The following is a 26,719-nucleotide window of genomic DNA, read 5'->3' as shown; positions in this document are numbered from 1 at the left end:
TAATGTTGAAAATTACTTCCTGTTATAAAGAAAAAGCCGGCAATACTGCCGGCTTTTTTGCATAAAAACACTTAAAACACTTAACTCTTATTGTCTTCAGGATTTTTCTTGAACCATATCTTAATCTTCCACAACATGAAGAACATTACCGGCACAATTACCAGGGTTAAGAATGTTGCAAAAGTTAATCCGTAAATTACTGTTTTAGCCAATGGCCCCCAGAAAATCACGTTATCACCACCCATATATATTTTCGGGTCATATTCTATAAAGAGATTAAAGAAGTCGATGTTTAAACCGACTGCTAACGGAATAAGACCCAGTACGGTTGTTATAGCGGTAAGCAATACCGGCCTTAACCTCGAGCGTCCGCCTTCAACAATAATTTCCCTATACTCCTCTTTGGTAAGCAGTGCTTTGCTGTCCATACCTTTCTCTGCCAGCTTACGGTCTATCAGCAATTGGGTATAGTCTATAAGCACGATAGCGTTGTTAACCACAATACCTGCAAGAGATATAATACCCATCATGGTCATGATGATAACAAAATCATCCCCGAAAATTACCATACCCCAAAATACACCACCAAAGCTTAACAATACCGAAACCATAATAATTACAGGCTTGGAAACAGAGTTAAACTGTGCAACTAATATCAGTATGATACCACCAAGTGCAAGTAGTAGTGCATAGGTAAGGAAGCCCATGTTCTTGGCCTGCTCCTCCTGCTCACCTGTAAAGGCATAGGTAATATCTTCGGGCATTTCATATCCTGTAAGCTCATTCTTTATTTTGCCTACAATTTCGTTACCGTTATAGCCTGTAATAACGTTACTGTAAACCGTAATCACCCTTTTCAGGTTTTTCCTTTTTATGGTGTTAAAGGTTACAGAGTTTTCTGCTTCGGTAATGGCGGCTATCGGTACCTGCACCAGCCTTCCTGTAGCCTGGTTGCGGAAGGTAATAGGCTGGTTGTACAGTATATTCTCATTATTGCGTTGCTCTTCCTCCAGCCTTACGTTGATTTCATAATCTTCCTTACCTTCTTTGTAGGTAGAGATTTTTTCTCCGTAAACCGACCTGCGCAGGGTTTGTCCCACCTGCCCGGAGGTAATACCTAACTGCCCTGCCTTATCAATATCAACAGTAATATCTACACCCGGCTTTTGCTTGTTTACATCAATTTTGAGTTCCTCAATACCTGCTATATTCTTTTCATTGATAAAGTCGCGCATCCTGTGCGCTTCGGCAAGCATCTGGTCATAATCCTCGCCTGTAATCTCTATATTGATAGGATAACCCGCCGGAGGGCCGTTCTGCTCCTTCTCAACAATTACCGAAACACCCGCATAACCCTGAACCGCCTTACGGATATCTTCCATAACATCAAGGCTGTTCACACCTTTACGGTACTTAAACTCGCGCATGGTTAGCGTTACCTTACCCCTGTGCGGCATATCATTTTCTGAGCCGCCTTCGGTTTGCGGGTTGCCTGCACCCTGCCCTACCTGTGCAATGGCACTTTCAACCATGTAGTTATCGCCATCCTCAACATACTTTTTGGCTATGGCATAAACCTTTTTTTCTATCAGCTTGGTAAACTCGTTGGTCTTTTTAATATCGGTTCCTTCCGGAAACTCTATGTAAACCATTATCTGGTTCGGTTGGTTTTCCGGGAAGAACAATACATTAGGCTGCTTTATTGCCACAGCTATAAATGACAGTATAAGCAACGCAAACGTAGCGATAAAGAAAAGCCTCGGCTTAATACCGCTAAGGGCAAACTCTAAAAAGTTTTTGTATTTGTTCTCCAGCCATACAAGCCCGTTGTTCTGGAAACGCTCCATACGTTTTACAAGGAAATATTTGTAAACCCAAAGCATGATAACAAAGAACAGCATCAGGTTACCCATACCTTTAAGCGCACCACTGCCTGTTGCTATACCGCCTGCAAGTGCTACGGCACCTATAATCCCGAATATCAGGCTAAGGCGTATTACTTTCTTGCGCGGCATTTCATCTTCCTTAATCTTCATAAAATCTGCGGTAAGCATTGCATTTATTACAAGTGCCACAAACAATGATGAACCAAGAACGATAGAAAGCGTCATAGGGAAGTATATCATAAACTTACCCATAGTGCCCGGCCACAAGCCCAGCGGGAAGAATGCCGCAAGCGTTGTAGCGGTAGAGGCTATAATTGGCCATGCAATTTCGCCGATACCCTCTATTGCCGCCTGCCTTCGCGACATGCCCTGGCTCATGAGCGAGTATACGTTCTCTACTACCACAATACCATTATCTACAAGCATACCAAGCCCCATTACCAGCGCAAACAGCACCATGGTATTAAGCGTTATGCCCAGTGCGGCCAGTATCATGTAAGACATAAGCATAGAAAGCGGTATGGCTATACCCACAAACAATGCGTTACGAAGCCCTAAGAAGAACATAAGTACCACAACCACAAGTAATACCCCGAAGATAATATTGTTTACCAGGTCATCTACCTGTGCTATGGTACGGCTCGACTGGTCGTTTGCATAGGTTATATTAAGCCCTTTCGGCAGGTAACTTTCCTGTGCCTTTTCTATAATTTCCTTTACGCCATCTACGGCTTCCACCATGTTTTTACCGCTTCGCTTTTTAATATCAAGCATTACAACGGGTTCGCCATACTCACGCGCATAGGTGGTACGTTCTTTTTCTTTAAAGGTTATAGTGGCTATGTCCTTAAGATAAACTTTGCCATCCTGGTCTTTAACTATAACATCTTCAAGCTCTTTCGGGTTATCTATTTCACCAATAACACGGATATTCTTTTTAACACCGTTACCGGTAACACTACCGCCCGAAGTGGTTTTATTTTCAAACTTAACCGAGTTGATAATATCATCAAAGCTCACCTTTGCCGATGCCATTTTATACATATCAACGGCAATCTCGACCTCCTTATCCTCAGCGCCGCGAATGGCAGCCTCCTTAATTTGCGGCAGGCGCTCTATACGTTCTTCAAGATACTCTGCATACTCCTTAAGCTTTTCTGACGTGAAATCGCCGGTAAGGTTTATGTTGAGTATCGGCATCTCTTCGGCAATGTTAAGGTCGAAGACATTAGGCTCAACCTTTGCGCCACCGTCTATAGTAGGCCATTCGGTATCGGCCTTTACTTTGTCAACCTTGTCCTTAACCTTTTGCTTGGCGTCTTCAACCGTTATATCTTCATCAAACTCCACGAGAATCATGGAGTAATCTTCAAGTGTATTTGATGTTATCTTGGTTACACCCGATATATTGTTGAACTCTTCCTCAAGCGGTTTGGTTATCAGCTTCTCTACATCCTCGGCAGAGTTACCGGGATTTATAGAGCTCACATATATTTTGGTTTCCACAATTTCGGGGAAACTCTCCCTCGGCATAGAATAGTAGGAAATAAGCCCCCCTACAAAAATGATGGCTGTAATAACATACACCGTCATTTTGTTGGTTATTGCCCACGTAGAAATACCGAAGCTTTTTTCTATCTTGTTGTTACTCATCTTTCAGGATAATTTTGTTTTTAAAGGTTAGTCCAGCACTTCTACAGGTGTGCCATCCTCTACTGTCTTAGCGCCATCGGTTATTACCCTGTCACCTTCTTTAAGACCTGACTTTATCTCTACATAAGCTCCTGACTTAAGGCCTGTTTTAACCTCATTTTCTACTGCTACAGGCTCTCCTTTTTTGCCTTTGTTATCAAGCGTATATACTACAAGCCTGCCACCGCTTTTTTGCTGCACCACATTTTCGGGCACAAGCAATGCTGCTTTGTTAGTATAGTCTTCAATTTTCAGTACCGCTACCTGGTTAGGACGCAGCAGGTTGTCCGGGTTTGGCAATGCCACCTCTATACTGAATGTCCTGTTATCAGGATTGATGTAATTGCTTACCTGACGTACTTTGCCTTTGTAGGTTTTGCCTAAAGAATTTAGCTGTACATCTACCGGGGCGCCAAGCTTTACCTGGCTTATGTAGCTTTCCGGCACTGTTGCAGAGACATACATATCATCTAGGTTTACTATTCGGAATAAATCCTGGCCCGGCCCTACTACTTTGCCCCGCTCTGTCATTACCTCATCTATAGTACCTGTAAAAGGTGCCCTGATAACCGATTTGGCAAGTTGCGATTTTAACTGGGCAACTACTTCCTTCTGGCTTTCTAAAGAGGTTTGTGCCTGCAGGTATTGTATCTCTGAACCTATTTTCTGGTCCCAAAGCCTTTTTTGCCTTTCATAAGTGGTTTTAGCGAGTTGCAGTTGTGTTTCTGCCTGGGCTACCTGTGCAGCAAGCCCGCCGTCATCTACACGGGCAAGTACCTGGCCTTTGGTTACGCGCTGACCTGCTTTAACGTTAAGCTGCTCAAGCACGCCTGACGTTTCAGGATAAATTATAATATTTTGCTTGGTATCTACACTACCCTGAATTTCGATGAAATGGGTAAATGAAGTATCTTTAAGCGTAATGGCCTGTACCAATGGCAGCTTTCTGTTCGGCTCAAGCGAATCTATAGCCGCATCAAGGCGGGCAAGGTCTGCCGAAATTTTCTCATATTCATTGTGCAGTGCTTCGCGCGAAGCTTTTATCTGTTGCAGGTCGTTGCTTTTCAGCGCTTCGTCAACGTTTACTTTTTCGTTACCGCCGCATGAAAACAGCAGCAGTGAAAGTGAAGCTATATATACTATTTTTTTCATTTTTTTTATTATTGTTAAATTATCGGGCGGTTAGTTTTTCCAGGGCTGCTTTTGCATTGATAACATCTACCATGCTTTGCAGGTAATTTTGCTGCGCGGTATAAAGCTGCCTCTGCGCCTCAGAAAACTCGAAGCTGGTAGAAAGCCCTTCCCTGAACTTTATCTGTTGTTTGTCTTCTATACGCTCTGCGAGCCTAAGGCTGTTTTTAGATGTCATGTATTCTTCCACACTGTATTCGTAGTTGCTTTTGGCACGCTCATATTGCAGTTTAAGGTTCTGCTCCAACTCTGTCAGTTCAGTCTTGGCTTTCTCTAGCTCTATCTTAGCCTGTTGTGTCCTTGCGCTACGGGCAAAGCTGCTGAATATCGGCACGTTAAGGCTTACACCCAAATATGAGTAGTTTAGCCAGCGCTGATCGCGTTGCGTAAAAGCAAAACTGTCGTTAAAAGCATTATAACCAAATGTAAGGTTGGTAGAAAGCGTAGGCAGCGCCTTGCTGCGTTCCTGCTGCATGAGCAGGTATTTCTGATCTTTGTTGTTAACTCCAAGCTTATAATCTATGTTATTCTCTACATTAAACTCGGCACCGGTAATGGTAAGATCTAAATTAGCATTGGCAAGCGCTTCAAGGTCGTCTGTAAGCTGCAAACCATCTTTTAGGTCTATGCCCAACAGTACCTTCAGCATATCAAGCGTAATGCTTCTTAACCTCTCGCTATTGTTAAGCGAGCTGTTTACCGAGGCAAGTGTTATAGAAATCTGCTCGGCATCCTCTTCTTCACCAAGCCCGTTCTTAAACATCTGCTCCGCTTCAAAAAGGTTTTTCTCTAACGTTTTCTTGTTCTTTTTCAGGATATCGATATTTTCCTGAGTCAGCAGCACATTACCATACGCATTTATTACCTGCTCCCTTACTTCTATATCTGTTTTTATTTTAGATGTTTTATAGAAATCAAGGTAAGTCCTTGCCGCCTTAAGCCCTACAATATAAGTACCATCAAAAATAAGCTGGTTTAAAGTGGCATTGGCATCGGCAGTATGTTTGGTGCCAAATGCAATTTCAGTAAAGGTGCCCGGAGGCCCGCCAAAAAACTCAGCCGGAATTATCTGCTTTTGCAGCTCAAAGTTATTCTGGTAATAGCCGCTTGCGCTTATTTGCGGTAAGCCCCCTGCAATGGTTTCCCATTTGCGCTTGTATGCAGCCTCTACATCGCGCCCGGAGTTAATAACAGAGCGGTTGTATTGCTGCGCATGCTGTATAGCCTCCTGCAGGCTAAAGCTGTAGCTTTGCTGTCCCTGCTGCTGTGCCCTTACCGGGGCAGCAGAGAGCAATATAGCAAACAGCACCGCGAGTTGCAGCAAACCGTTTGTAATCTTGTTTTTGTTTTTCTTCATAGACTACTATTGTTTATTGATTGATGATTATTTGAAAAGTGTATTTAGTATTATTTGCTTGCGCTCTTCCATAAGCCTGTCATACTCCTCTGTTTTAAAACCCATGGTTTCCTGTAGCAGCGGGCGCATGGTAACAGGGAAAGAGGTTAATGATATCATATTCAGTAAAAACTGCTCCGGGCGCATTTTATCAATATTGCCTTTATCCATCTCAAGTGCTATTTCCAGGTAAAATTTATCTAATACCCTGCTTATCTGCTCAGGATCTTTAAAGCAACTGCCCTGGTTCATCTGCGTAACCATATATATCTCTAAATAAGGGTACTCTTTTGCCTGCTCAAAGTACATATCAAGATACCTTTCTATTTTCTCCCTGAAGGGCATATCAGAGAAAACAACCATATCGGTAAAATTTATCTCCTGCTGTTGTGCGTCTTCAAATACCGTATTGAACAGATTGTCCCGCGAACGGAAATAATAATTTATAAGTGTCCGGTTTATTCCGGCCGCATCAGCAATCTCCTGCGTCGTAGCATTAAAGCGGCCTTCGCCGAAGAAAAGTTTTTTAGCAGTATTTTTTATAAGCTGCTCTGTAGCAACATCTTTTTTATCCGACATTTTTGTTTAACAATTTTGTTTGACATTTTTGTCAACGTGCAAATTTAATCCCAAACAATTAATCTGCAAAATATTTTTTACATCAATTTGAATGATTTTTCATCAAGGAGAGTTTCCAGTATTTCCAAGCCTTTTGGTGTTACTATACCCCTAAGGTGGTACTCCAGGAACTGTTTGGTAAGATCGCTTATAACAAACATTTCTGCGGGAAATATATCATTATCCTTAATTCCGGTTAATCCGGTAAAGTATATCCGCGAAACAAATTCCACATTAATATCGGCTCTGAATAAACCACTATCTATACCCTTAACAAGATTCTCATGCATACAGCCGTGCATTTTCTGGAACTGTTTCTGGCGAAGGCATGAAAATATTTTAGGAAAAAACTTCTGCAACTGGTAAAAGGGCGAGGCTGTTTCGTTGTTTAAGTGCTGCATCATAAAATTCCTGATAATGAAAATCTCTTCAATCGAATTCTTTCCCATCTCACGAATGCCGTCAACACCGCACGAAATTGTATCGAAAAGGTTTAGCGTAGTTGCCTCTACCAAATCATTCTTGTTACAAAAGTGCTGGTAAATCGTTTTTTTAGAAATCCCCATTTCAGATGCAATATCATCCATGGTTACGCTTTTAAATCCGTACTTAAGGAACATCTCTGTTGCCTTTTCTACAATCATCTCTTTCATACATCCTTCTTTTTACGCTGCAAATGTATAACGGAAACTTTTAATACAAAAAAAGTTTCCTAAGTTTTTTTAATAAATAATATTGCCTTAACCTTGTTTGAATTAATAAAGTAATGCGCTATTTTAGCAAAAAAATAAAGCAATGCAAGCCATAGCGCACTACCAGCAGGTTATTTCTGATTACTTTACCACCCTTTCTTTACAAAAAGAACCCGTAAACCTTTACACTCCCATACAGTATATTTTATCTTTAGGCGGCAAAAGAATGCGCCCGGTGCTTACCCTTATGGCAGCAGAAGTTTTTGGTGCCGACTGCAAAGAGGCACTGCCTGCTGCTATTGCCGTAGAAATGTTCCACAATTTTTCATTGGTGCATGATGACATAATGGACGATGCACCGCTACGCCGCGGCAATGTTACCGTACATGAAAAGTGGGATGTAAATACGGGGATACTTAGCGGAGATGCTATGCTTATTTTGGCTTACCAGTATTTTGAAGGATATGAGCCGCAAAAATTCCGTGCATTGGCAAAGCTGTTCAGTAAAACCGCGCTTGAAGTATGCGAAGGCCAGCAATGGGATGTAGATTTTGAAGAGCGCAACGATGTTACCATTCCGCAATATTTAAAAATGATTGAATATAAAACCGCAGTACTGGTGGGTGCAGCCATGAAAATGGGCGGCATAGTAGCCGGCACTACCGAAGATAACTGCGGGCTTATTTATGATTTTGGGTTAAACCTCGGGCTGGCCTTCCAGCTCCAGGACGATTACCTTGATGCTTTTGGCAACCCCGAAACGTTTGGTAAACAGGTGGGTGGTGATATTATAGAAAATAAAAAGACATATCTTTATCTTAAAGCGTTACAGCAATGCAATCCGTACCAAAAAGAGCGCTTGCTGCAATGGTTTGCTATACAACCCGAAGACCCTGCCGATAAGATAGCCGATGTAAAGCAGCTTTTTACAGCAACGGGCGCTGACGCAGCTACCCGCGAAGCTATTGAAGATTATACCAACAAAGCTTTTGCGATGCTGGAAAAGATGGATATAGCTGCCGATAAAAAAGAACTGCTGCACAACTTTGGGCTGGCACTTATGAAAAGAAATGTGTAATGACCTACGTTGCCCCGCTTAATACGGACCTGCTGCTGAGTGAAGCGCAAAAACAGGAGCTGTACACCAAACTGGTAGAGCAGCTTAACAAGGATTTTGCCCTTGCCAATGAACTGCTTGATTTTCCTGCGGATGCTTCGCCTATTACTATAAAGATGGGGATGCAGGAAAAAATATATTTCCTTATTCAGCATAAGTTTGCCGAATATTTAAACCTGCTATACATTATTGATGTTCCCGAAAAAGAGATCAAGGCGCTTAACGGCGGCGACATTGCCGAGCTAAGCGAGCAGGTAGCCTTTCTTATCCTGAAACGGGAATGGCAAAAGGTGTGGTTCAGGAACAGGTATTAGGATGTTTTGTTGGTTGATGTCTGATGTCTGATGTCTGAAGTTTGAAGCCTGATGTGAGTTTTCCATTCCGACCGTAGTGGAGGAATCTCAATTAGTCGGATGAGGGGTGTTCGATGTCCGATGATATACGAGATGTCTCAATTTCGCTTTACTCCATCCGACATGGAAAGTGTTGCGCTATTGGGTGTGAGTGTTTTCCATTCCGACCGTAGTGGATAGATCTATTCTGTTGAGCCTATCCAAACATTTCCGTTAGTTCTGCAATACAACTCACTCCCGTCGTTGTTTTTTATCACCGCATCAGGATTTTGGTATAGTCTGTTTAAAAACCTTTTCCAGGAATAAAAAGCTTCCTCATCAGAGTATTCGCTTTTATCACCTAAATAATCTTTCGGATAACACTGTACATCTAATCCATGTTCCCAGTTCATTTCAGCAAGTCCCTCGACATTACCGAAGAAAGCAGCGTTGAATTTTTTAGGCGAGACGGGCTTTAAAAAAGTATTCTCGTAAAAGTTGAGGCTCTTACCTGTTGCGCAAACTACCTGTGAAATGCTTATTTCTTCGTGTAGCCAAATTTTAAGATAGTAGGGTTTGCCGGTAGCATCCAGCTTATATTTCCAGGTTTTATAGATGTCAATAAGTGATAGGATAATAAGCTGTCTTGTTGTGCTTTTCGGTTCTGCAAAGCTGCTGTTTGTAATTGAAATGTGTGCCCAAGGGGCTACTTCAATCTTAGTGTTGTATTTAGGACAACTATTTAAAAGCTCAGCTAATTCAATATTTTTTTGGTAGTCACACCATGCTGCTATATCCTTACGTATACGGTTGTGCCCTCGTATTTTTTTAGTTTTCATTTTGCGAATCTACAACTTTTGTTTTTTTAGTTTAGAAAAATAGAATTGTTACTGTTTTGAAGAGATGTCTCAATTTCGCTTTGCTCCATTCTACCGGGAAAGCGTTGCGCTTTTGGGCTTGAGTGTTTTCCATTCCGACCGTAGTGGAGGAATCTCGAATAGTCGGATGGGGAGTGTCTGATGTCAGATGATATATTGAGTTGTCTTAATTCCGCTTTGCTTCATTCGACATGGAAACTGCCACCTAACCCGTAACCCGCAACCCGGCAACTCCTAAAAATATACCCTTACAAACGGCAGCAACGCATCGGCATACACAAAATCGTTATCATCAAATAATACATTATAACGAATGCCTACGGTTACAGGCCCCGTGTTATAACCTGCCCCTAAAAACAAGGCTGTATTCCAGAAGTTGCGCTTATTGTCGGCATACACTACTCCGTCATCATTAAGATAATCTCTGTCATATTCCAGATTCACCCGTAGCTGCTCCAACTCTGCCGAAAGCTGTATTTGCTGCAGCGGGCTGAATATTCCAATCACAGAGCCGCCATACATAGATGATTTATACACCTCATCAAAACGCACATAGTTATACTGCAACCCAAGGCCTGCACCAACATACTGGTTAAACTGGTAAAGCGCGCCCGGGGCTACAAGCACCTGTGTGTAGTTATTACCAAAACCCAACCCCAGGCTGCCCCCAAAACGCAGGTTATCATAAGCAGTTGCCTGCCTTTGCGCATGCAACTGTGGTGTAGCAGCAATGGCTGTGATGATTATAAAGCATTTCGTTAAAAAACTGAAAATGTTTATTTTCATAGCAGTTGTTTAGTGTATAATTAGTAAGCATAAATATATAAAAAACACTGAAAGATTATTACAATTGTTGTACTTTTGCGTAAAATTTTTTAAACCAAAAGGTCATAAAGACATTAGTATGGACAGGTTTTCATTTTTAAACGCAGCACATACTGCTTTTTTTGCAGATTTATACGAACAATATATAGAAAACCCTGATAGTGTAGAGCCTTCGTGGCGCGCTTTCTTTCAGGGTTTTGATTTTGCCGCAAGCGATTACGGCAGCGGTTTTACCGAAATGGCAGCTCCGCAGGCACAGCAAAACGGCAGCACAGGCATTCAGCCGGTTTCAGATTATTCCGGTATGCCCGAAAAACTACAGAAGGAATTTAAGGTACTCAACCTGATTGAAGGTTACCGTACCCGCGGCCACCTTTTTACCAAAACAAACCCGGTGCGCGAGCGCAGGAACTATACCCCGACGCTCGACCTTGAAAACTTCGGGCTATCATCTGCCGACCTTAACACGGTTTTTGATGCAGGTAAAGAAATAGGGCTTCAAAACGCGACACTGCAACAGATAACAGACCATCTTAAAAAAGTGTACTGCAACCACATCGGTATCGAGTATATGTACATCCGCGACCCGGAAGTGCGCAAGTGGATACAAAACAGGCTGAGCAATAATGAAAACCAGCCGGAATTTAATGCCGAGCAGAAAAAGCACATTTTAGAGAAACTGAATGAAGCTGTTTCTTTCGAAAACTTTCTGCACACCAAATATGTAGGCCAAAAGCGTTTCTCTCTTGAGGGCGGCGAATCGTTAATACCGGCGCTTGATGCACTTATAGAGGCTGCTGCCGATAAAGGCGTAGAGCAATTTGTAATGGGTATGGCACACAGGGGCCGCCTTAATGTGCTTGCCAATGTATTCGGCAAACCTACTGCCGATATATTCAGCGAGTTTGACGGAAAAGATTATGATGATGATGCCATGTTTGACGGTGACGTTAAGTACCACCTGGGGCTAACATCTGACAAGCTTACGCAAAACGGCAAAAAAATAAATATTAACCTTGCCCCTAACCCGTCTCACCTTGAAACGGTTGGTGCGGTTATAGAGGGTATAGCAAGGGCAAAGCAGGATAAATATTTCCCTGACGATAATAAAAAAGTACTGCCAATAGCGCTGCATGGCGACGCTGCCGTTGCAGGACAGGGCATTGTTTATGAGATTGTACAGATGGCAAAACTGGACGGTTACAAAACCGGCGGCACCATACACGTAGTCATAAACAACCAGATAGGCTTTACCACCAACTACCTTGATGCACGCTCTTCTACCTACTGTACAGATGTGGCTAAAGTAACGCTTTCACCTGTACTTCATGTAAATGCTGATGATGCCGAGGCTGTGGTACATGCCATGCTGTTTGCACTTGATTACAGGATGGAGTTTGGCACTGATGTATTTATAGACCTGTTGGGCTACCGTAAGTATGGGCATAACGAAGGTGACGAGCCGCGCTTTACGCAGCCAAACCTGTACAAGCTAATTGCAAAGCACCAAAACCCGAGGGATATTTATGCTGAACAGCTTACGGCCTCTGGCATAATAGAAAAGGGCTATGTTGATACTCTTGAAAAAAGCTACAAAGATAAACTTGAAGAAAATCTTGAGGCATCGCGCAAGCGCGACCTTACCATTATTACCCCATTCATGCAGAACGAGTGGGAAGGCTTTAAGCAGGCCGGAGAAGATGAGATGATGCATAAGGTAAATACTGCCTTCTCTAAAGAAATAATGGATGACATTGCCGCAGTTATAACAAATCTGCCGGAAGATAAAAAGTTTATCCGCAAAATAGAAAAGCTGATAGACGACAGGAAAAACATGTATGAAACCGATAAGCTGGACTGGGCAATGGGCGAGCTCCTTGCTTATGGAACCCTGCTTACAGAAGGTTTCAACGTGCGTATATCGGGGCAGGATGTAGAAAGGGGAACCTTCTCTCACCGCCACGCTGTTATAAAAGTGGAAGACTCTGAAGAAGAAGTGGTATTACTGAACAGGCTTAAAGACCAGAACGGTAAATTTACCATTTACAACTCACTACTATCTGAATATGGTGTTGTGGGCTTTGATTATGGCTATGCCCTTGCAAGCCCTAAAACACTAACAATATGGGAAGCACAGTTCGGAGATTTCTCTAACGGTGCCCAGATAATGATAGACCAGTACATAAGCGCAGCCGAAGACAAATGGAATAACCAGAACGGGCTTGTTATGCTACTGCCTCACGGCTATGAAGGCCAGGGGGCAGAACACTCAAGCGCGCGTATGGAGCGTTACCTGCAGCTATGCGCCAACAACAATATGTATGTGGCCGACTGTACCACGCCTGCAAACTTTTTCCACCTGCTGAGAAGGCAGATGAAAACCAACTTCCGCAAGCCGCTTATCGTGTTCACACCTAAGAGCCTGCTGCGCCACCCTGCTGTGGTTTCAACCCGAGATGAGCTTGCCAACGGCAGTTTCCAGGAAGTGTTAGACGATCCGGCAGCTAACCCTGATAAAGTGAAGACACTGGTTTTCTGTACCGGTAAGTTTTATTATGACTTAGTAGCCGAAAGAGAAAACCTTGGCAGGGAAGATGTAGCCTTTATAAGGCTGGAGCAGCTTTACCCGCTTCCGGTTGAGCAGATGAAGGAAATGATTGGTAAATATAAAAATGCCGATGATTATGTGTGGGCACAGGAAGAACCAAGAAACATGGGGGCATACAGCTTTATGCTGATGAACTTTACAGAGGTTAGGTTCCGCGTGGCATCATTAAAAGCATACAGCGCACCTGCGGCGGGCAGCTACACAAGGAGTAAAAAACGCCACGCTGCCGCCATTGCAATGGTTTTTGATAAAGATCTTTTTAATTAATATCGTATTTTTGATTTAACAGAGTTAAAAACACCAATAAAATTATACTGACATGATTTTAGAAATGAAAGTTCCCTCTCCCGGGGAATCGATTACAGAGGTTGAAATAGCTACATGGCTGGTTAAAGACGGTGACTATGTAGAGAAAGACCAGGCCATAGCCGAGGTAGATTCAGACAAAGCTACTTTAGAGCTTCCTGCCGAAGCAAGCGGTATTATTACCCTTAAGGCAGAAGAGGGCGACGCTGTTGCCGTGGGCCAGGTTGTGTGCCTTATCGATACTGGCGCTGCAAAGCCTGAGGGCGGTGCACCTGCTAAAGAGGAGAAAAAAGAAGAGGCTCCTAAAGCTGAGGCCAAGAAAGAAGAGCCAAAAAAGGAAGAGCCTAAAAAAGAAGAAAAAACATATGCCAGCGGAGCACCATCGCCTGCGGCACGTAAAATACTTGAAGAAAAAAATATAGACCCTGCACAGGTTAGCGGTACAGGCAAAGGCGGCAGGATAACTAAAGACGATGCCGTAAACGCAAAAGCCTCTATGGGTACGCCAACAGGCGGTAACCGCGGCAGCGAGCGCAGCAAGCTTAGCATGCTTCGCAGGAAGGTGGCAGAGCGCCTTGTTTCGGCTAAGAACGAAACGGCTATGCTAACCACCTTTAACGAGGTTAACATGACACCTATCTACAAACTGAGAAACGAATATAAGGATGCCTTTAAAGACAAGCACGGTGTTGGCCTTGGCTTTATGTCATTCTTTACAAAAGCCGTTGTAAGGGCATTACAGCTTTACCCGGATGTTAACTCTATGATAGATGGCGATTATAAAATATCATACGACTTCTGCGATATATCTGTAGCCGTATCAGGCCCTAAAGGGCTTATGGTGCCGGTAGTGCGTAATGCAGAGGCTTTATCTTTCCGTGGTATTGAATCTGAAATTAAGCGCCTTGCCACACGTGCACGCGACGGACAGATAACCGTAGATGATATGACAGGTGGTACCTTTACCATTTCTAACGGTGGTGTATTCGGCAGTATGCTTAGCACCCCAATCATCAACCCTCCGCAGTCAGGTATATTGGGTATGCACAACATCATAGAGCGCCCTATAGCTGTAGATGGTAAAGTAGAGATACACCCGATGATGTATGTGGCATTATCTTATGACCACAGGATCATTGACGGGCGTGAGTCGGTTGGTTTCCTTGTAGCAATTAAAGAAGGGCTTGAAAACCCAACAGAACTGCTTATGGATAACAATCCTAAAAAAGCGCTTGAGCTTTAATAATAAAGTCAGTATAAAAATAAGAGTCCCGCTCAATGAGCGGGACTCTTATTTTAGTTAATTACTCCTTCAAAAATGTTAATGTTTCTGTGAGGAAATCTTCAGGGTTTTCGGCATGCAGCCAATGCCCGGAGTTTTTAATATCCTTAAATTCCGCCTGCGGAAACTGCCTTTTTATATCCTCAATATCTTTATCGCGGATGTAAGCCGATTTGTCTCCTCTTAAAAACAGCACCTTACCGTTATATACTACATCTTCGGGTAGTGCCTGCCCTATGTTTTCAATTTTTTCATTGAAAATATCAAGGTTAAAACGGAAACCAAGCTGCCCCGGCTCTTTCCAGTACAGGCTCTTCATCAGGAACTGCCTTGTCCCGAAATCTTCAATATGTTGCTTCAGTATATCCTCCACATCGCTGCGTGATGGCTTTTTACTGAAATCAACCGCATTAAGCCCTGCAAGTATATCCTGGTGGTGTGGCCTGTAATACTTAGGCCCGATATCGGCAATTATCAGGCGGTCTGTTTTTTCAGGATATTCAGCCACAAAAAACATGGCAGCCTTCCCTCCCATTGAATGCCCCATAATATCGGCTCTCTCAATGTTCTTACTAAGGCAGTAGTTAAATATATCAAGTGCCATAGCATTATAATCAAATGTATCCGAATGGAAACTCCTGCCATGGTTGCGCATATCTACCGCATGCACTTCAAAACCTGCCTCGGCATAGCTGCCGCTAAGGGTTTTCCAGTTGTCGCTCATGCCTAAAAACCCGTGCATAATTATAAAGGGCTTTCCGCTTCCTTCTATTCTTGATTCCAGTATCATCTATTTCAGTTTTTGAAGGTACATATTTACAACATTCTCAAGCCCCAGGTATAATGACTCTGATATCAGCGCGTGCCCTATAGACACTTCCAGCAAACCGGGAATGTTTTCTTTAAAGAATTTTATATTATCAAGGCTAAGATCATGCCCTGCATTAATGCCCAGCCCCAGGCTGTTCGCCACATTTGCGGCTTCTACATATGGCTCGATGCCACTTTTGTTACCAAGCCCGTACTGATGCGCAAAAGCTTCGGTATAAAGCTCTATTCTATCGGTACCCGTTTCTTTCGCGCCCTCCACCATGGCAGGCACAGGGTCAACAAAAATAGAGGTGCGTATGCCGTTGCTTTTAAACTCCTGTATTACTTCCTGCAAAAAGCTTTTATGCTTTATGGTATCCCATCCGGCGTTAGATGTTATGGCATCGTCGGCATCGGGCACAAGGGTTACCTGTGTGGGCTTAACTTCGAGCACAAGGTCTATAAACTTTCGCACCGGGTTGCCTTCTATATTATATTCGGTGTGTACCACCGGCACAAGGTCGCGCGCATCCTGGTAACGGATGTGGCGCTCATCGGGGCGCGGGTGTATGGTTACGCCCTGCGCACCAAACTTCTGTACATCGGCAGCCACTTTAAGCAGGTCGGGCACGTTGCCGCCGCGTGAATTGCGCAGGGTTGCTATTTTATTTATGTTTACACTTAGTTTTGCCATATCTTTGTTAAATGTATTTTTCTACACAAAAATACAAACTTAAAAAGGCAGAATATCCCTATATTTTGATTATTTTGCATAAATAAAATATTCTACGCTAATGATTGATATTACAGATTTTATCAATAATGATGTAAAACCATTACGTACCACAGATTCTGTTGCAGATGCACAGGACCTGTTTGCCGAATATCCTTTTTCGCACTTCCCCGTGCTGGAAGAAGGTGTATATGTGGGCAGTGCAGGAGCTGAAGACACCGAGCTTATGGATATAGAAAAGGCTGTGGGCGACAACCGCTACTCTTTCGACCGTTTTTTTGTACGCGATACTACGGTGTGGCTTGATGTGCTTGGCGAATTTGCAAAGAATGAAACCAACCTGCTGCCCGTGCTGGACAAGGACAATAACTACCTTGGCTATTATGAGATAAACGACATTATTACTTTCTTTCACGAAACGCCGTTTTTAAAAGAAGAGGGCGGCATTATAGTGGTAGAAAAGAACCTGATAGACTACAGCATGAGCCAGGTGGCACAGATAGTAGAAAGCAACAACGGCAGGCTACTGGGGCTTTTTATATCTGAGGCAAATACGGAAAAGGTGCAGATTACACTTAAGATAAGCCTTGGCGGCATGAGCGAGATATTACAGACTTTTCGCAGGTACAATTATGAAATTGTATCTGAACACCAGGAAGACACTTACCTGAACACCCTGAAAGACCGCAGCGATTACCTTGACAAATACCTGAACATATAACAACCCTCATGAAAATTGCTGTTTACGGACAATATTATAAGGAAAATACCGAAGAAATAATAGCTAAAGTACTGGCGGTTTTCGGCTATTACAAACCGCAGGTTGCCTTTGAAAGCAATTTTTATGATGTACTTAAAGAAAACAACCTTTTAAGCGAAGATTTCCCCGTGTTCAGTTCTCACAAAGAGCTTGAAGGTTACAACATGTTCATCAGCATAGGAGGCGATGGCACCATGCTAAGGGCAGCTACTTATGTTCGCGATAAGGACATCCCGATACTGGGCATAAACGCAGGCAGGCTCGGCTTTCTGGCAACCGTACAGCAGGAACATATAGAAGACCTGCTGCCGCTTGTTTTTGAAGGGAACTACAAGATTTCGAGCCGCACGCTTTTAAGCCTTGATTATGACGGCAAAGACAAAGCCCTTGAAGACCTTGATTATGCATTGAATGAGGTAACCGTGAGCCGTAAAGACACCACCTCTATGATAACCATAGAAACATGCCTTAACGGAGATTACCTTAATTCCTACTGGGCCGATGGCCTTATTATTTCTACCCCAACGGGCTCTACAGGCTACTCATTAAGCTGTGGCGGGCCTATATTAACGCCCGAAGTTAACAGCCTTGTTATTACCCCTATAGCGCCGCATAACCTTAATGCCCGGCCACTGGTAATACCCGATGATACGTTTATAGAGCTAAAGGTATCGAGCCGTGAAGAGCAACACCTTGTTTCGCTCGATTCGAGGATTATTTCTATAGATGTAGAAACAACACTTCGCATCCGTAAAACCGACTTCAACATTAACCTTGTTGAGTTTACGCAGGAAAAGTTTTTAGATACGCTCCGCAAAAAACTGCTTTGGGGCGAAGATAAAAGAAATTAACCCCAAGATTTTTACAGCCCCTGCATACTACACCGGCTGTTCTTCCGTTTTCAAGACTGTGTTATTTGCCAAAATGTGCAAATGCAATGCGTAAAATGATTAATGTAAGGGGTTTTAGAAATCTATATTGTTATATTTGCACCCAATTTTAAAATGATGATCCGGATACTTTTTATAACATTACTAACCTTAACCGCTGTGGGTACCCAGGCGCAGATACACGAAGTTGGTGTTTTTGCGGGTGGCAGTAACTACATTGGCGACGTGGGCCCTACCGACTATATCGCGCCCAAAGAGCCTGCACTGGGGATAATGTATAAATGGAACCGTAGCCCGAGGCACTCATGGAGAGCTTCTTTTACTTATGCCAATATAAGCGCTAACGATGCCGATGCCGATTCGCCGGGAAGGGTACAACGCGATTTTGAATTTGAGAATACCATAAAAGAATTATCTTTAGGGCTTGAATTTAATTTTTTCGAGTTTAACCTGCACGAAACACAGCCGAAGCTAACGCCCTATGTTTATAGCGGCCTTAGCTATTTTTGGTATGACGAAAAATATATAGAGCCAAGCGGCAGGGTTAACACGCAGGACTCTAAAGGAGGGGTGGCAATACCAATGGTAGTGGGCCTCAAAACTAATTTTATAGATGGTTTTGTTATAGGATTTGAAGTGGGTGCACGATATACTTTTTCAGACAACCTTGACGGGAGTAACCACAGCGATTACCCCCAGTTTAGCTTTGGCGACCTGGAGAGTAACGACTGGTATGTATTTACCGGGTTAACGCTAACCTATACTTTTGGAAACAAACCCTGCTACTGCGCAAACTAATTATGAACCAACCTACTATAAATACCGACAACCTGCCTAAGCACCTTGCCATAATAATGGATGGCAACGGGCGTTGGGCCAAGCAAAAAGGGATGTTACGGGTTTTCGGGCACGAAAACGGTACTAAAGCGGTACGCGAAACGGTAGAATCATGCGCAAGGCTTGGTATAGCTAACCTTACTCTTTATGCGTTTTCTACCGAGAACTGGAACCGCCCTAAAATGGAGGTTGATACTCTTATGAAGCTTTTGGTAAGCTCGCTAAAAAAAGAGTTGCCTACCCTTCAGGAAAATAATATCAAACTTATTACAATTGGCAACACCAGCCAGTTGCCCGACTCGGCAAGGAAACAGCTTGCAGAGGTTACAGAGCTTACAAAAACCAACAACCGGATGACGCTTACCCTTGCCCTTAGCTATGGTTCGAGGGAAGAAATTATTTCGGCTGTAAAAGCAATAAGCGAAAAAGTTAAAAACAACACACTTGCAGCAGAAGACATAAATGAATCTACCATCAACAATCACCTGTACACACACAGCCTGCCGGATGTAGACCTTGTGATACGCACCAGCGGAGAACAGCGCATAAGCAACTTTTTGCTTTGGCAGATAGCCTATGCCGAATTTTATTTTACAGATGTTTTATGGCCCGACTTTAGGGAAAAAGATTTACATGAAGCAATTATCAGTTACCAGAAAAGAGAACGCAGATTTGGAAAAACCAGTGAACAAATACAATAAGTTAATGTTTAAAAAAAGCATATTCCTGCTTTTCAGCTTTATTTTATCAGCCCTTAGTTATACCGCCACAGCGCAGGAAACAGAAGGACTGGAGCCCGGAAAAGACTATATAATTGCCGACCTTACTGTTTCGGGCGATTTTACTTATAACCCGCAAAACATAATATTATTTACTGAGCTTAGAAAAGGCCAGACAATCCGCATACCCGGCGAAGAGATTAGTAATGCCATAAAAAGGCTTTGGGAACTGGGGCTTTTCAGCGATGTAAACTTTTATGCTGACAGGGTTGAAGGCGACAGCCTTTACCTTGACCTTGTTGTAAAAGAACTGCCTAAGCTTAATGAGGTAAAAATAAGGGGCGTTAAAAAAGGCAAACAGGAAGGCCTTATTAAAGATACCCAGCTTACAAAAGGAAAATATGTAAACGAAAACCTTGTTACCAATACAAAAAACTATATTGAGAACAAGTACAAAAAAGATGGTTATTACAGCGCTAAGGCCAACATAAACCTTACCCCGGCAGATACTACCAATGCCGTTAACATGCTTATAACCATAGACCGTGGCAGGAAGGTGCGAATCTCTGATATTGCCATTCATGGTAATGAGCAGCTTAGCGACCGCCAGGTAAAGAAAGCGCTAAAAAAGACAAAGGAGAAAAGCTTCCTGAACCCGATACGCATATTTAAGCCGTCTAAATTTATTGGTGAAAAATATAAAGAGGATTTAACCAACCTTGTAGATAAATACAAAGAGAAAGGTTTCCGCGATGCGCGTGTTATTTCCGATACAGTAGTTTACAATCCTAAGAGCAATACTGTAGCTATAGATATTACTGTAGAAGAAGGCCGTAAATACTACTTTGGCGATATTAAATTTTTAGGTAACTCAGTTTATACCAACCAGGAGCTAAGCAGCATATTGGGCATCAAAAAAGGTGATGTATATAACGGAGTATTGTTACAGAAAAGGATTGCCGATAAAGACAGGCCGGATGGCCAGGATATTACTAATGAATACCAGAATAACGGTTACCTGTTTTCTCAGATAAATGCTGTAGAGGTGCGCACCTACAACGACACAATCGATTTTGAGATAAGGATTAGCGAAGGCCCTATAGCCTACTTTAACAACATTACCGTTGTGGGTAACGACAGAACAAATGACAGGGTTATTTACCGCGAATTAAGCACAAGGCCGGGCCAGAGATGGAATAAGGAGGAAGTGGTTAATACTGTAAGGAACCTGGGTACCATGGGCTTTTTTGACCCTGAAACAATAAGGCCGGAAATTAAAAATGCAGATCCTTCTACCGGAACTGTGGACGTAGAATGGCACGTTACCGAAAAAGGCTCAAGCCAGATAGAACTTCAGGGCGGTTATGGCGGCGGTGGCTTTATCGGTACGCTGGGTTTGTCGTTCAATAACTTCTCTGTACGTAATCTTTTCAATAAAGATGCTTACCAGCCGATACCAATGGGAGACGGACAAAAACTATCGCTAAGGGCGCAGGGTAGCACCTACTTCCAAACTTATAGCTTCTCGTTTACAGAGCCATGGCTCGGAGGTAAAAAGCCGGTTCAGTTCTTCAGCTCGCTTTCACACAGCAGGCAGTTTTTATACAACTTCCAGACAAGGGATGTAGACAGGTCGCAAAGCTTTACTATATCATCTATAACACTGGGGCTTGCAAAAAGGCTTAGCGGTTTAGCCGACAGGGTAACATTATCGCACTCGCTAACCTTTCAGTACTATGACCTTAACAACTACAACAACGGATTATTTACTTTTGGTGATGGTGTGTCGCGCAACTTTGCCTACACTATAGAGCTAAGCAGGGATAACAGGGGTAACAGCCTTATTTACCCTACTTACGGCTCACTGTTTAGCGTGAGTGTAAGGGCAACCCCGCCATACTCGCTGTTTAACAATGTAGATTATGCCAACCTGAGAAATCTGCCGGAATATAAATATATTTATGAAGGCAGCACCTATCAGGATGCTAACGGAGACTTTGTTAACCCGGGTGATTATGTACAGGAAGTACCTTCGGCAAACAACCCTACACCGCTTCGTGCACCTTCGGTTGAGTCGGCCGCAGCAGACCCTGCAAAAGTTGACCAGAAACGATTTAATGTACTTGAATACTATAAAATTAAGTTTAAAGGTGACTGGTATACAAGAATATATAATAAATTAGTGCTTCGTTCTCTGGCCGAATTCGGTTTTATGGGAGCCTATAACAGTGACAGGGGGCTTGTGCCTTTTGAAAGGTTCTACCTTGGTGGAGACGGCCTTGCCAACTTTGCGCTTGATGGCCGCGAGGTTATACAGCTAAGGGGTTATCCTAACCAGGCATTATCGTCTATATACGGCGGAACGATATATAATAAGTTTTCGTTAGAGCTTCGCTACCCGGTATCGCTTAAGCAGCAGGCGCAAATATATGTGCTTACTTTTGCCGAAGCGGGTGCGTCATACGACAATTTTACAGAATATAACCCGTTTGTACTTAAACGTTCGGCAGGTTTTGGTTTAAGGGTATTTATGCCTGCCTTCGGCTTGCTGGGTATAGATTTCGGGCATGGTTTCGACCCGTTGCCGGGCTCAACACAAAAGAACGGATGGGAAACGCATTTCATTATTGGACAACAGTTTTAAAAACTGGCATGATATTTTCTAATAGGTAAGAGTTACAGTTATGAAAAAAATATTATTAGTACTTTTCACAGCTTTGGCGGCACTAACGGCAACGGCTCAAAGGGGATTAAAAATCGCCTATATAGACATGGAGTACATCCTTGACAAAGTGCCTGATTATGCCGAGGCTAAAAACCAGCTGGAGCAAAGGGCGCAAAAATGGAAACAGGATATTGAGACCAAAAGAAATGAAATTAATAAACTGAAAGAAAGCCTTGCTACAGAAAAAGCCCTTTTAACCAAAGAGCTTATAGAAGAGCGTGAAGAGGAAATAGCATTTCAGGAAAAAGAACTGCTGGATTACCAAATGAAGCGCTTTGGCCCTACCGGCGATTTAATGACGCAAAAGTCGGTACTGGTAAAACCGATACAGGACCAGGTTTTTAATATTATCCAGGATTTGGCTGAAGCAAGGAATTATGACTTTGTATTTGATAAATCGAGCGACCTTACCATGTTGTTTTCTGCCAAGAGGCACGACATAAGCGACCTTGTTGTGCGCAGGCTTACCAGGACAGCAAGGCAGGAGCAGCTAAGCAATAAAGAGCTTAAAAAGCTGGAAGAGCAGGATGCCCAGGAAGACTTAGAGGCAGACCCGGCTTACCAGGAACGCCAAAAGAAACTGGAAGAAAGACAGGAACTAAGGGAAAAAGCACAGCAGGAGCGTGAAGCAGCCAGAGAAGCCAAGCGCAAAGAGTATGAAGAAAGGCGCCAGCGCATGATTGATGAAAGGGATGCAAAGCGTAATGCACGTAATGGAGGCACTACAGAAACGCCTGCTACAAACACTACCGGTACTGAAGATGATACCACACCTACGAATGAAAACAGGCCGGCCGCAACCCCTACTCCTAAAAGCAACACTGCACAACCGGTACCCGGAGAAAACGGCAAAAGTGTAAAAACAACTGCTACCGAAACTCCTGAAGAAGGCACAACGGAAGAAGTTAACAAACAAAATACGGCACAAGATGCAAGAGCAGAACGCCAGCGTGTTCTTGATGAGCAACGAAAAGCTGCCGCAGAAAAAAGACAAAAAGCCATAGAAGAGAGGCAGGCTGCAAGAAAAGCACGCGAAGAAGAAAAAAATAAAAAAACGAACGAGGCTGCACCGGCAACGGATAGCCCTGACAGCACAGACGACGAAGAATAAGAAACTAAAAACAAAAATTAATTAAATACCTAAAATGATGAAACATCTGAAATCTTTATTAATTGCCGCAGTACTTTTTGTTGGAATGAGCCAAACGGTATCGGCACAGGCTAAAGTAGCGCATATAAATGTTGAAGAGCTAATGACCGCAATGCCGGAGATGAAAGCCGCCAACACCCAGCTTGAAAACTACGGAAAAACTTTTGAAACAGAGTACAAAGCTATGGTAGAAGAGTATCAGGCAAAAATTAAAAAGTATGATCAGGAAGCTGCAACCGTTAGTGATGCTATAAACGAAACCCGCACACAGGAAGTTCAGGAAATGGGTGCAAGGATACAGCAGTACCAGCAAAATGCCGGTAAAGAAATACAAAAGAAAAGAGAAGAAATTCTAAAGCCAATACTTGAAAAAGCTAAAAACGCAATACAAAAAGTTGCTAAAGATAAAGGATATCAGTATGTATTAGATTCAACTGTGGGCAGCGGTGTTATTGTTGCTGAAGGTCCGGATCTTATGGCTGATGTAAAAAAAGAACTTAAGTTCTAGTACTTAAAAATAAACTCTTATAAACCAAACGGCTCATTACTGAGCCGTTTTTTTATTTATTTTTGTTTTCATGGAGAGCAGTAAAAATCCTATTGGCTTATTCGATTCAGGTATTGGGGGCACCTCAATATGGAGGGAGATTAACAACCTTCTGCCTAACGAAAGTACAATATATCTTGCCGACAGTAAAAATGCCCCTTATGGGCAAAAATCTAAGGAAGAAATAGTAGACCTGAGTATTAAAAATACGGAATTCCTGCTCAAACAAAACTGCAAGCTTATAGTTGTAGCCTGCAATACTGCCACTACAAATGCCATTAAAGAGCTAAGGGAGAAGTACAATGTGCCCTTTATTGGCATTGAGCCTGCCATTAAGCCTGCCGCATTGCAAACCAAAACAGGCACAGTAGGCATACTCGCCACAAAAGGAACCCTTAACAGCGAACTATTCCATAAAACTGTAGCCGGGTTGCAGGATATAAAAATAATGGAGCAGGTGGGCTTTGGGCTTGTTCAGCTAATAGAAGACGGAAAGCTTGGATCTGCTGAACTTGATATATTATTGGAGCAATACCTGCGCCCTATGATTGAAGCTAATATAGACTGCCTTGTTTTAGGATGTAGCCATTACCCCTACCTTATCCCGCAGATAAAAAAAATACTGCCCCCTGATGTTAAAATAATAGATTCAGGAGAGGCCGTGGCACGCCAGACTAAGAAAATCCTCGAAAAGAATAATCTGCTTAATAAAAGTAGCGGCCAAAGCAGCCAGATATTTTACACCAACGCAAATCCTGCTGTTTTACGAATGATTGTCGGGAACAGCCATATTGTTACCGAAGAAGATTTTTAAGCTGCAGGAACGGCTTTATTTAAGCCACGAAGAGTACATCACGTAGTTATTAGAGATACGCTCTATCTCTCCTGCAAAATCTGATTCATTTATCTCTTTAACTTTTTTAGCAGGTACACCTGCATAAATAGAACCCGGCTCAACAACAGTATTTTGTGTTACAACCGCACCAGCCGCAATTATAGAGTTACTGCCTATAATGCAGTTATCCATAACAATTGCACCCATCCCGATAAGTACATTATCATTAACCTTGCATCCATGCACAATTGCATTATGCCCTATAGAAACATTGTCGCCAATTTCTGTTGGGTGCTTTTGGTAGGTGCAATGAATTACAGCCCCATCCTGTATATTAACCTTATTACCTACTTTAATGTAATGCACATCACCCCGCACAACAGCATTAAACCATATGCTGCACTCACTGCCTAAAGTTACATCTCCAATAACTGTTGCATTTTCGGCAACAAAACAATCTTCAGGGATCTGCGGATATTTTCCGTTTACTTCTTTTATAACCATACTACAAAAAAATTGTCCCGATAAAATACCGGGACAGAACTAATAATATTACTTTATAATTAATTAACTGCAGGACAATTACAGTCGTATTTTTCTCTTTTACAGAATAGGTTTATACCTAATGTTATCTGGTGGAACCCGCTGTTATCAAACCTTACATCTCCTGTAAGATAAGAATAAGTATAAGCAAACATAAAGTTTTTATAATTTACACCAATTATCGGGGTAAAGTATTGAAGCCTTTGGTCTACAGAGCCACCATCATTATCTACATACTGAGCACCTTCAAGGCTTCTCCTGTATGAAAGACCACCCCAAAGCCTGCCAAAATCAAGTTCTTTATAAACTTTAAGGTTGACATCTATTGTTCTTTCTTTAGTTTCGTCTACAGCCTGTAACATTATAGACGGTTCCCATTGCAAAGCATCTTGATATCCAAAAACATAACCTATACTAAGAAGGTATTTTTTTAGGTTATCACTTTCAATATCGGTATAAAGATCCCTCTTGCTTGCTATAACGTTCTTAGCCGTAAAGTGTGCATAAAAATCAAGGTAGTGATAAGAGGCGCCTACATCTATATTAAAGTAAGAGTCTTTTTGTTGCATCCCCCCGTCTATGATAGGGTCAAACTCAGGGCCAAATTCAGTTTCATCAAGTCGGCTCTCAACAAGTCCTGCACTTAAACCGAAAGAAAGCATATTAAGGTCGTAGTCACTTCTTGAAAACCTGATGTGGTGGGCATAGGTTGCCTTTGCACCGGTTTGAGAGTGGTATCCGTTCTTATCATTAAAAGCAATAATACCAATACCGGACTGTTCTCCTACGCTGCCGTTAAAACTAAGCGTCTGAAGCTGCGGCGCATCTTCCTGGCCAAACCATTGCTGGCGTGCTGTAAGTCTTATTTTAGCACAATTTGCCGCACCCGCCATTGATGGATGGATGAGATAATAGTTATCAGAAAGATAGTCTGAATAAACAGCAATACCCTCCTGAGAAAAAGACAGCTGTGCTGCAAACAATCCAAAAATTAAGTAAAACTTTTTAAAATTCATGTTGACCTTATCGTTTAATGAGAAATGCGCTTCCTTTTTTATCTGACCAAAAGGCACTGTTATAATCTGTATCCTACCTCGTTTACAATACCATAACTCAGTACAGCTATATTTTATTGCCTTTTTTTTGCATAGCGGTCAAATATATAAATTTTTGCGTTAGGTTGGTAATTTAATGCTAATATTATTAAAAAAATGCTGCCATTGCTGGCAGCATTTTATATGTAAATCTGCAATTATCGTTTTAGCGAGAAGTGCGCCTTGAACTCGAATGGAAGTTCTACGGTTTCTTCTACCATCATCGGTTCGTTGGTATTAGGATCCCTTATGA

General features: G+C 42.6%; 23 protein-coding genes. 12 read left to right on the top strand and 11 right to left on the bottom strand.

All coding sequences use genetic code 11. The annotated features are described in order from the left end of the window. Positions 1-80 precede the first annotated feature (80 nt). The 5 genes from Q0K96_RS10560 to Q0K96_RS10540 all read right to left on the bottom strand — a co-directional run bounded on the left by Q0K96_RS10560 (position 81) and on the right by Q0K96_RS10540 (position 7,436). Positions 81-3,539, bottom strand: coding sequence for an efflux RND transporter permease subunit (locus tag Q0K96_RS10560; protein WP_297333957.1), 3,459 nt, complete (start codon positions 3,537-3,539; stop codon positions 81-83). A 27-nt stretch (positions 3,540-3,566) separates the two neighbouring features. Continuing rightward, complete coding sequence (locus Q0K96_RS10555) at positions 3,567-4,730, bottom strand: efflux RND transporter periplasmic adaptor subunit (RefSeq protein WP_297333956.1); 1,164 nt, start codon at positions 4,728-4,730, stop codon at positions 3,567-3,569. A 19-nt stretch (positions 4,731-4,749) separates the two neighbouring features. Then, a complete protein-coding gene (locus Q0K96_RS10550; protein WP_297333955.1) occupies positions 4,750-6,126 on the bottom strand; it encodes a TolC family protein in 1,377 nt (458 codons plus the stop codon). A gap of 27 nt (positions 6,127-6,153) precedes the next feature. Then, positions 6,154-6,744 carry a TetR/AcrR family transcriptional regulator gene (locus Q0K96_RS10545; RefSeq protein WP_297333954.1) on the bottom strand — a complete coding sequence of 197 codons (591 nt, stop codon included), beginning with the start codon at positions 6,742-6,744 and terminating at the stop codon, positions 6,154-6,156. A gap of 77 nt (positions 6,745-6,821) precedes the next feature. After that, positions 6,822-7,436 carry a TetR/AcrR family transcriptional regulator gene (locus Q0K96_RS10540; protein ID WP_297333953.1) on the bottom strand — a complete coding sequence of 205 codons (615 nt, stop codon included), beginning with the start codon at positions 7,434-7,436 and terminating at the stop codon, positions 6,822-6,824. Positions 7,437-7,578: 142 nt separating this feature from the next. Here Q0K96_RS10540 and Q0K96_RS10535 point away from each other — a divergent pair, with 142 nt between their 5' ends. Both Q0K96_RS10535 and Q0K96_RS10530 read left to right on the top strand, forming a co-directional pair. After that, positions 7,579-8,553 carry a polyprenyl synthetase family protein gene (locus Q0K96_RS10535; protein ID WP_297333952.1) on the top strand — a complete coding sequence of 325 codons (975 nt, stop codon included), beginning with the start codon at positions 7,579-7,581 and terminating at the stop codon, positions 8,551-8,553. Continuing rightward, the gene (locus Q0K96_RS10530; protein WP_297333951.1) at positions 8,553-8,906 is read left to right on the top strand and encodes a hypothetical protein; all 354 of its coding nucleotides are present in this window, start codon (positions 8,553-8,555) and stop codon (positions 8,904-8,906) included. The genes Q0K96_RS10535 and Q0K96_RS10530 overlap by 1 nt, the downstream gene beginning before the upstream one ends. Before the next feature lie 221 nt (positions 8,907-9,127). Here Q0K96_RS10530 and Q0K96_RS10525 read toward each other — a convergent pair whose 3' ends face one another. Beyond that, the gene (locus Q0K96_RS10525) at positions 9,128-9,763 is read right to left on the bottom strand and encodes a hypothetical protein (protein ID WP_297333950.1); all 636 of its coding nucleotides are present in this window, start codon (positions 9,761-9,763) and stop codon (positions 9,128-9,130) included. 273 nt (positions 9,764-10,036) lie between these two features. Then, complete coding sequence (locus Q0K96_RS10520; protein ID WP_297333949.1) at positions 10,037-10,588, bottom strand: hypothetical protein; 552 nt, start codon at positions 10,586-10,588, stop codon at positions 10,037-10,039. A 118-nt stretch (positions 10,589-10,706) separates the two neighbouring features. Between Q0K96_RS10520 and Q0K96_RS10515 the strand changes: the two genes are divergently transcribed. Both Q0K96_RS10515 and odhB read left to right on the top strand, forming a co-directional pair. Next, complete coding sequence (locus Q0K96_RS10515) at positions 10,707-13,502, top strand: 2-oxoglutarate dehydrogenase E1 component (protein WP_297333948.1); 2,796 nt, start codon at positions 10,707-10,709, stop codon at positions 13,500-13,502. Positions 13,503-13,554: 52 nt separating this feature from the next. Then, the gene (gene odhB, locus Q0K96_RS10510) at positions 13,555-14,784 is read left to right on the top strand and encodes a 2-oxoglutarate dehydrogenase complex dihydrolipoyllysine-residue succinyltransferase (RefSeq protein WP_297333947.1); all 1,230 of its coding nucleotides are present in this window, start codon (positions 13,555-13,557) and stop codon (positions 14,782-14,784) included. Positions 14,785-14,845: 61 nt separating this feature from the next. On the opposite strand, the gene Q0K96_RS10505 is transcribed toward odhB, so the two are convergent. Both Q0K96_RS10505 and Q0K96_RS10500 read right to left on the bottom strand, forming a co-directional pair. Continuing rightward, positions 14,846-15,610, bottom strand: coding sequence for an alpha/beta fold hydrolase (locus Q0K96_RS10505; protein WP_297333959.1), 765 nt, complete (start codon positions 15,608-15,610; stop codon positions 14,846-14,848). A 3-nt stretch (positions 15,611-15,613) separates the two neighbouring features. Beyond that, on the bottom strand, positions 15,614-16,327 hold the full coding sequence (locus Q0K96_RS10500) for a pyridoxine 5'-phosphate synthase (RefSeq protein ID WP_297333946.1): 714 nt from the start codon (positions 16,325-16,327) through the stop codon (positions 15,614-15,616). A gap of 100 nt (positions 16,328-16,427) precedes the next feature. On the opposite strand from Q0K96_RS10500, the gene Q0K96_RS10495 reads away from it, so the two are divergent. The 8 genes from Q0K96_RS10495 to murI all read left to right on the top strand — a co-directional run bounded on the left by Q0K96_RS10495 (position 16,428) and on the right by murI (position 24,808). Beyond that, positions 16,428-17,087, top strand: coding sequence for a CBS domain-containing protein (locus tag Q0K96_RS10495; RefSeq protein ID WP_297333945.1), 660 nt, complete (start codon positions 16,428-16,430; stop codon positions 17,085-17,087). Positions 17,088-17,095: 8 nt separating this feature from the next. After that, positions 17,096-17,977, top strand: a complete 882-nt coding sequence (locus Q0K96_RS10490) for an NAD kinase (protein ID WP_297333944.1) — start codon at positions 17,096-17,098, stop codon at positions 17,975-17,977. A gap of 153 nt (positions 17,978-18,130) precedes the next feature. Beyond that, entirely contained in the window at positions 18,131-18,814 is a 684-nt protein-coding gene (locus Q0K96_RS10485) for a DUF6089 family protein (protein ID WP_297333943.1), read from the top strand. Between the two features lie 2 nt (positions 18,815-18,816). Continuing rightward, entirely contained in the window at positions 18,817-19,554 is a 738-nt protein-coding gene (locus tag Q0K96_RS10480) for an isoprenyl transferase (RefSeq protein WP_297333942.1), read from the top strand. Beyond that, entirely contained in the window at positions 19,487-22,216 is a 2,730-nt protein-coding gene (locus Q0K96_RS10475) for a POTRA domain-containing protein (RefSeq protein WP_297333941.1), read from the top strand. Before Q0K96_RS10480 ends, Q0K96_RS10475 begins: the two co-directional genes overlap by 68 nt. Positions 22,217-22,256: 40 nt before the next feature. Beyond that, positions 22,257-23,408, top strand: a complete 1,152-nt coding sequence (locus tag Q0K96_RS10470; protein ID WP_297333940.1) for an OmpH family outer membrane protein — start codon at positions 22,257-22,259, stop codon at positions 23,406-23,408. A gap of 37 nt (positions 23,409-23,445) precedes the next feature. Next, positions 23,446-23,955, top strand: coding sequence for an OmpH family outer membrane protein (locus tag Q0K96_RS10465; protein WP_297333958.1), 510 nt, complete (start codon positions 23,446-23,448; stop codon positions 23,953-23,955). A 70-nt stretch (positions 23,956-24,025) separates the two neighbouring features. Next, positions 24,026-24,808 carry a glutamate racemase gene (murI, locus tag Q0K96_RS10460; RefSeq protein ID WP_297333939.1) on the top strand — a complete coding sequence of 261 codons (783 nt, stop codon included), beginning with the start codon at positions 24,026-24,028 and terminating at the stop codon, positions 24,806-24,808. A 15-nt stretch (positions 24,809-24,823) separates the two neighbouring features. Here murI and Q0K96_RS10455 read toward each other — a convergent pair whose 3' ends face one another. Next, positions 24,824-25,333 (bottom strand): gamma carbonic anhydrase family protein, encoded by a 510-nt coding sequence (locus Q0K96_RS10455; protein ID WP_297333938.1) that lies wholly within the window; start codon positions 25,331-25,333, stop codon positions 24,824-24,826. A 59-nt stretch (positions 25,334-25,392) separates the two neighbouring features. After that, positions 25,393-26,388, bottom strand: coding sequence for a type IX secretion system membrane protein PorP/SprF (locus Q0K96_RS10450; protein WP_297333937.1), 996 nt, complete (start codon positions 26,386-26,388; stop codon positions 25,393-25,395). Positions 26,389-26,719 lie beyond the last annotated feature (331 nt).

The organism is Flavobacterium sp. (genome assembly GCF_024305175.1).
Classification (GTDB): Bacteria; Bacteroidota; Bacteroidia; order Flavobacteriales; family Flavobacteriaceae; genus Flavobacterium.
Note: the sequence above shows the minus strand (reverse complement) of the source record. Positions and strands in the feature narration are given on the sequence as shown.

Coding starts and splice junctions, on each gene's coding strand:
- Q0K96_RS10560 (WP_297333957.1), bottom strand. CDS start 3,539: ATGAGTAACAACAAGATAGAAAAAAGCTTCGGTATTTCTACGTGGGCA.
- Q0K96_RS10555 (WP_297333956.1), bottom strand. CDS start 4,730: ATGAAAAAAATAGTATATATAGCTTCACTTTCACTGCTGCTGTTTTCA.
- Q0K96_RS10550 (WP_297333955.1), bottom strand. CDS start 6,126: ATGAAGAAAAACAAAAACAAGATTACAAACGGTTTGCTGCAACTCGCG.
- Q0K96_RS10545 (WP_297333954.1), bottom strand. CDS start 6,744: ATGTCGGATAAAAAAGATGTTGCTACAGAGCAGCTTATAAAAAATACT.
- Q0K96_RS10540 (WP_297333953.1), bottom strand. CDS start 7,436: ATGAAAGAGATGATTGTAGAAAAGGCAACAGAGATGTTCCTTAAGTAC.
- Q0K96_RS10535 (WP_297333952.1), top strand. CDS start 7,579: ATGCAAGCCATAGCGCACTACCAGCAGGTTATTTCTGATTACTTTACC.
- Q0K96_RS10530 (WP_297333951.1), top strand. CDS start 8,553: ATGACCTACGTTGCCCCGCTTAATACGGACCTGCTGCTGAGTGAAGCG.
- Q0K96_RS10525 (WP_297333950.1), bottom strand. CDS start 9,763: ATGAAAACTAAAAAAATACGAGGGCACAACCGTATACGTAAGGATATA.
- Q0K96_RS10520 (WP_297333949.1), bottom strand. CDS start 10,588: ATGAAAATAAACATTTTCAGTTTTTTAACGAAATGCTTTATAATCATC.
- Q0K96_RS10515 (WP_297333948.1), top strand. CDS start 10,707: ATGGACAGGTTTTCATTTTTAAACGCAGCACATACTGCTTTTTTTGCA.
- odhB (WP_297333947.1), top strand. CDS start 13,555: ATGATTTTAGAAATGAAAGTTCCCTCTCCCGGGGAATCGATTACAGAG.
- Q0K96_RS10500 (WP_297333946.1), bottom strand. CDS start 16,327: ATGGCAAAACTAAGTGTAAACATAAATAAAATAGCAACCCTGCGCAAT.
- Q0K96_RS10495 (WP_297333945.1), top strand. CDS start 16,428: ATGATTGATATTACAGATTTTATCAATAATGATGTAAAACCATTACGT.
- Q0K96_RS10490 (WP_297333944.1), top strand. CDS start 17,096: ATGAAAATTGCTGTTTACGGACAATATTATAAGGAAAATACCGAAGAA.
- Q0K96_RS10485 (WP_297333943.1), top strand. CDS start 18,131: ATGATGATCCGGATACTTTTTATAACATTACTAACCTTAACCGCTGTG.
- Q0K96_RS10480 (WP_297333942.1), top strand. CDS start 18,817: ATGAACCAACCTACTATAAATACCGACAACCTGCCTAAGCACCTTGCC.
- Q0K96_RS10475 (WP_297333941.1), top strand. CDS start 19,487: ATGAAGCAATTATCAGTTACCAGAAAAGAGAACGCAGATTTGGAAAAA.
- Q0K96_RS10470 (WP_297333940.1), top strand. CDS start 22,257: ATGAAAAAAATATTATTAGTACTTTTCACAGCTTTGGCGGCACTAACG.
- Q0K96_RS10465 (WP_297333958.1), top strand. CDS start 23,446: ATGAAACATCTGAAATCTTTATTAATTGCCGCAGTACTTTTTGTTGGA.
- murI (WP_297333939.1), top strand. CDS start 24,026: ATGGAGAGCAGTAAAAATCCTATTGGCTTATTCGATTCAGGTATTGGG.
- Q0K96_RS10455 (WP_297333938.1), bottom strand. CDS start 25,333: ATGGTTATAAAAGAAGTAAACGGAAAATATCCGCAGATCCCTGAAGAT.
- Q0K96_RS10450 (WP_297333937.1), bottom strand. CDS start 26,388: ATGAATTTTAAAAAGTTTTACTTAATTTTTGGATTGTTTGCAGCACAG.